Source organism: Vibrio sp. V38_P2S17PM301 (assembly GCF_009904845.1).
Lineage (GTDB): Bacteria > Pseudomonadota > Gammaproteobacteria > Enterobacterales > Vibrionaceae > Vibrio > Vibrio proteolyticus.
Window position 1 is genome coordinate 1 of record NZ_WXWO01000106.1, and the last position, 4643, is coordinate 4643.

A 4643-nucleotide genomic window follows, 5' to 3' on the forward strand; every position below is an offset into this window, starting at 1 on the left:
TGTAAAAAATTAATCTGCTTTTCAATTTCTCCTCTTCTTTTAGATGTGACATCTTTATATATGTACCTAGGGTTCATCTTTCTATTTATTGATATATCTATAACTTTGTCATCAAAATCAAGATGATTTTGGTCGAAAACATTAGAAAAGTAAATTGTATTGACTTCTCTTAATTTAGTATTTTCATTGTCTGGAATAAAAGAAAAGTCAATCGATATCTTTTCTTTAAAATTATTGGACAGATAGAAGTCATTACCTATTTTATAAACTAATATGTAATTTTCTTTGAAATGGTAGTGCTCAGTAATACATCGACATATCAACTCTAATGCTGTGGTTTTTCCCGAACCGTTTACACCCAAGAGTGCTGTTACTCCACTAATATTTTTTCCAAAAAAATCTTCAGGTAATGCTGGATTATCAACGTAACTAAGAGTTGAATTTGTATGATCAAAGTTGAAAGTATAATCACTCGATAAATTTAATCCGTAGTTTCGAAAACTTTTAAACCTTTTTACCCATATGTAACAGATATGCATGAGTTGACCTAGTGTTAAAATGTATAATTTAATATACATTATACACGAATTGAAAAGATAATTCTTTTGGAACGTATTTCCACGCATCAAGATGGGATGATTCTTTTTTGATTATTACTTCACGAACTGTCACTATAAAAAGGCTTATAAGTGATGAGTGTGACCTAGAAAACCCCTGCGTTATATGAAAAAAATCAGCTAATAATACTGCTTCTCTTGTCGCGGCTTTCCAGGCCATTGTATTTAATACTTATATCACCAAATGCTTTACTTGATAAACCATAATGAAGCTTTGGAGTAGCCGATAGGAGAGTCGCTATACCAAAGTAAAATCCCCTTAAGCGTTAGCACTGTTGAGTGGTTTTAATTACACCGATGATAGTTTTTCTAGCTTGGGCAGAGTGATGTCCCTCGCTTTGTCAAAACATCCTACACACTGGAAAACTTGAACCAGATCAAAAATAATAAATGAGTTCATCGTTACGAAAATGGGGCGAGGTATCAATAAATTAGATTAATCTGTCAGACTTAATTAAACCTTAGATCGAAAATTGACAGATTGAATCCTGACTAACCCACTTCATAAACCATTACATCTTGAATTCTGAGAGGTCTTTCTCGGAAACAAAATAAAGATTTCCTTTTGCTCTAGTACAGGCCACATAAAGTTTATTTTTCGTTTGTGATGGTAAGTCACGAAGCTTGTTTTGGTTAAAATGAGTCAAAGTCTTTTGATTCAAAACGACACATACGTCTTCGTAGTGGTCTTCACCCTTTGTTGCTCCCCAATTTTCAGTTAACCCCAGATATTTATTGCTTGCTTGATAAAATAACTTGACTGTTTTAGAGCAAGAAAAAATTTCCGTCACTCGTTTTTTACAAGTTATAAGTTGAACATCCGTAGTGTCTTTTCTGTGTGAAAAAATCTCTATTCCAATGTTATCAGTGACAAATTTACATGTGTTTTCGCTACAACGGTAACTATGAGAAAGGCTATCAATATCAACATAGAAACCAGCTTGAATAAACCTTTGCTTGTATTTATCGTAGCAATCATGTAACGTTTTGTTTGTTTTGCCATCCCTACTTGTATCAAATGTGTGTTGGTAGAAATCTCCGACTAAGAGATGTCTCACTTTCGCGCTTGCTAGTTGAAGAAGAAGATTGAAATCATGTCCACCAAAATCTTGGACTTCATCAATGCAAATACTATCGAAGTACTTTTCTATCCTTGATATAAGCTGATCGATCGCTCCATATTGATCTAGAAGCTTAGCGATTCGGTTGTGGTATAATCTACCATATTTATCGATATAGAAACGTTCATCGTTTCTATTTAGACGCAGTGTAAATTGGGGAGGAACGTCCCAATTTATACCTTTTATTTTAAATTGATTTCCTAAAATAGGTTTGAAACAAAACGAAAATACAAAGGTGAAATAGGTATATATTTTTATACCATTAGGAATATATCCAAACTTAGCTGCTATGCGTTTTTTTATGTTTTTGAAATTATTTTCAGTATAAGTAATAATGAGAGTACGGGAGTCCTCATTTAAGTTATCGATGATATTGCTAGTCTTACCTGAACCAGCTACTGCAAAAATTACTCTCTTATCCATGCGAACGCCCTAGCGATGTAGTCAGGTGCAACTAAGTCGTTCGGCTTTTTGTCTAGTAACTCAAAAGCCGCATTAGCTTTGTTATTTAACATATATTCTGTAACGGTTGTTTTTTCTTCACTATTCTTTTTCTTTCTGAGTTTACAATTGAACAAATCATCACAAGTGTCTGAGTTAGAATTATACATGCATATTTCGAACGTCCAATTAGCATCATCCTCATCAAAGAAAACCTGCATGTTATCGGCAATGTAATCGCTATAGCTATCGACACAGTTAAATTGTTTATCTTTGTCGTTATCTCGGATTGCAGCAACTCTAATGTTTAATAGTTTTGCAATATCCAAGTAGCGTTTAAAGCTTGTACCACCAACGGAGATGATATGTACATCATCTTTGTTAGGTGTTGAGCCGACAACGTTTTTGTAAAGTTGTTCAATAAGCATATATTCAGCATCTCCCTCCACTAGAATGACCTTGGGGGACATCACAAATTCTAAAATATTATTGTCAGGAGCTTTCATAAAGAACTTTGCGGTATCACGAGGTAGGTTTTTCAACAACAGGGGATCTGGAGACGTGCTATTCATGAAAACTGTTTTTCGAAGATCTAACCTTGTACTAATCAAACTACTATGAGTAGCAATGAAAATTTGTTTCGCTTCGGATTCAGAAATTAGATCTACAAGTTTCTTCATATTGGTATGACTGAGATGATTTTCGGGTTCCTCTAGAAGAAGAATATCTAGGTCTTGATCTGGGTTCCTTCGCTGTAGTGCAAACTCAGTTTTAATAAAACACTGACGGCCTGTACCTTTATTATCAAGAGGAACATCATCTTCAGTAATTGTTAGATCAGTTTCAAGGTTAGACTTTGAGCCAGATTTTACCGCAAATTGATAGTTATCTAGAGTATCATTAATAGACTTTAAGTTATTTTCCTTAAAGTTTTCTTTTTGCATCCTATAATCGTTTTGTAATCCAATCCTCTGGGGTTGTTCAACATGGGATTCATAAACTGTTTTAATATACTCTTTAGTCGCATATTCGTTATTTATTTGAGAGCTATCTAGAGTCAAGTATCTCAAAAATTTACGATAGCCAGTGTATGCTTCACCAGAAAAAGTGGAAAATCTTATTGAGTAATATTCAAAAGGAAAATTAGCCTCTGGTTGCGCTAGAACTTGTGCTATTTCATGACTAAAATCTTCATTAGGTTCACAGATTAGTTGAAGTCCATCAGACGAAACTCCATCTAGGTTATTTTTACCATTTAAAGAAGGATTGTTCTGTTCGTTTAGGTATACTTCAACAATGAGAGTAGGTAGATCTTCAAACTTCTTACCATTGGCTAGAAATTCCTGTATCACGCTAGTATTAAATAATTTCTCTAATCCAACAGTCTCAACTTTACTTCTACTTCCACTTAGCACTAATTCAATTGCCGTTAGAATTGTACTTTTCCCTGCCTCGTTGTCACCTATAAGTAGGTTTATCTCTGGGTCAAAGTTAACGCTGAATCTGTGAAATTTTTTGAAGTTTTGTAATTTTATTTTAGTTATTATTTTCATGCTTTCACTCTTTTCGGAACACTTATTAGGGAAAATGATGTCAGTTAGGTATCTCTAAGTCGAAGATATAAAGAGTTGTATCAGCTATATCAACTAATGTACATATTCAACCATCAAAAAAATTTGGTCAATTTATTGTAAAAGAAACGTGCACTAGATCTTGAGCTAAGGAGTTTGGGTACAAAAAAGCTAACTCTGTTCTCTCTGACGTACTTCTGATTGGAGCTGATATCCGTCAACCTTCATTGTTAAGATGATTCCATTGCTAACCTCTATGCGGTTCAAAGTCGTTTGCCATTTTGCTAGATACGCTTGTGTGGAAATGCTACATCAGGGGGAATCTGTGACGAGAGTCGGCACTATTTTTAAGCAGCTATAGGTCTCGTTAACTCAGAGAATTTGTTTAGGAGAGGTAAATTCTGGTTTCGCACTTGCGTGGGGATAATCGAAGCATCCGTTTACTATCATGTTTGTGTAATGTTTTCAGTACAGTGCTTGTGTTTATAGCCACTAATCTAATAAGTAATCATTAAAGGGAACAATAGTGGTGTTTATTGTCTACTTAATGGCGTTAACATCTAATATATTATAATTAGGCTTTCTTAAAGCATGGAGTAATTTATTGATTTTGTGTCTCTGAACATGGCAACCATGACGTGACTAGAACTTAGACACTAAAACTTAGACACTAAAACTTAGTTTCAGGTCATTCTAAATAAACACTTGAAAGCATATTAAAACTTTTAACATATGTTTTATAAATAATATTTCATTTACTTTAAATACAGTCAACGTTAGAATCGAGCTTTACCCCCACTAGGGGGTAGAAATTATTTTACCCCCTAGTGGGGGTAAAATAATTTGAAAATAATAGTTGACGAATGCGCTATCATGGTAATAAATACATAAAT

3 protein-coding genes are annotated in these 4643 nt (G+C 33.9%); all 3 read right to left on the reverse strand.

Going from position 1 to position 4643, the window contains the following annotated elements; genetic code table 11:
* The coding region (locus tag CAG64_RS22460) for an AAA family ATPase (RefSeq protein ID WP_161489365.1) at positions 1–539 on the reverse strand (539 nt) is incomplete at its 3' end.
* Between the two features lie 590 nt (positions 540–1129).
* Positions 1130–2161, reverse strand: coding sequence for a DNA helicase UvrD (locus CAG64_RS22465; protein ID WP_147681711.1), 1032 nt, complete (start codon positions 2159–2161; stop codon positions 1130–1132).
* Positions 2146–3732, reverse strand: a complete 1587-nt coding sequence (locus CAG64_RS22470; RefSeq protein WP_147681712.1) for an ATP-dependent nuclease — start codon at positions 3730–3732, stop codon at positions 2146–2148. Before CAG64_RS22470 ends, CAG64_RS22465 begins: the two co-directional genes overlap by 16 nt.
* Positions 3733–4643 lie beyond the last annotated feature (911 nt).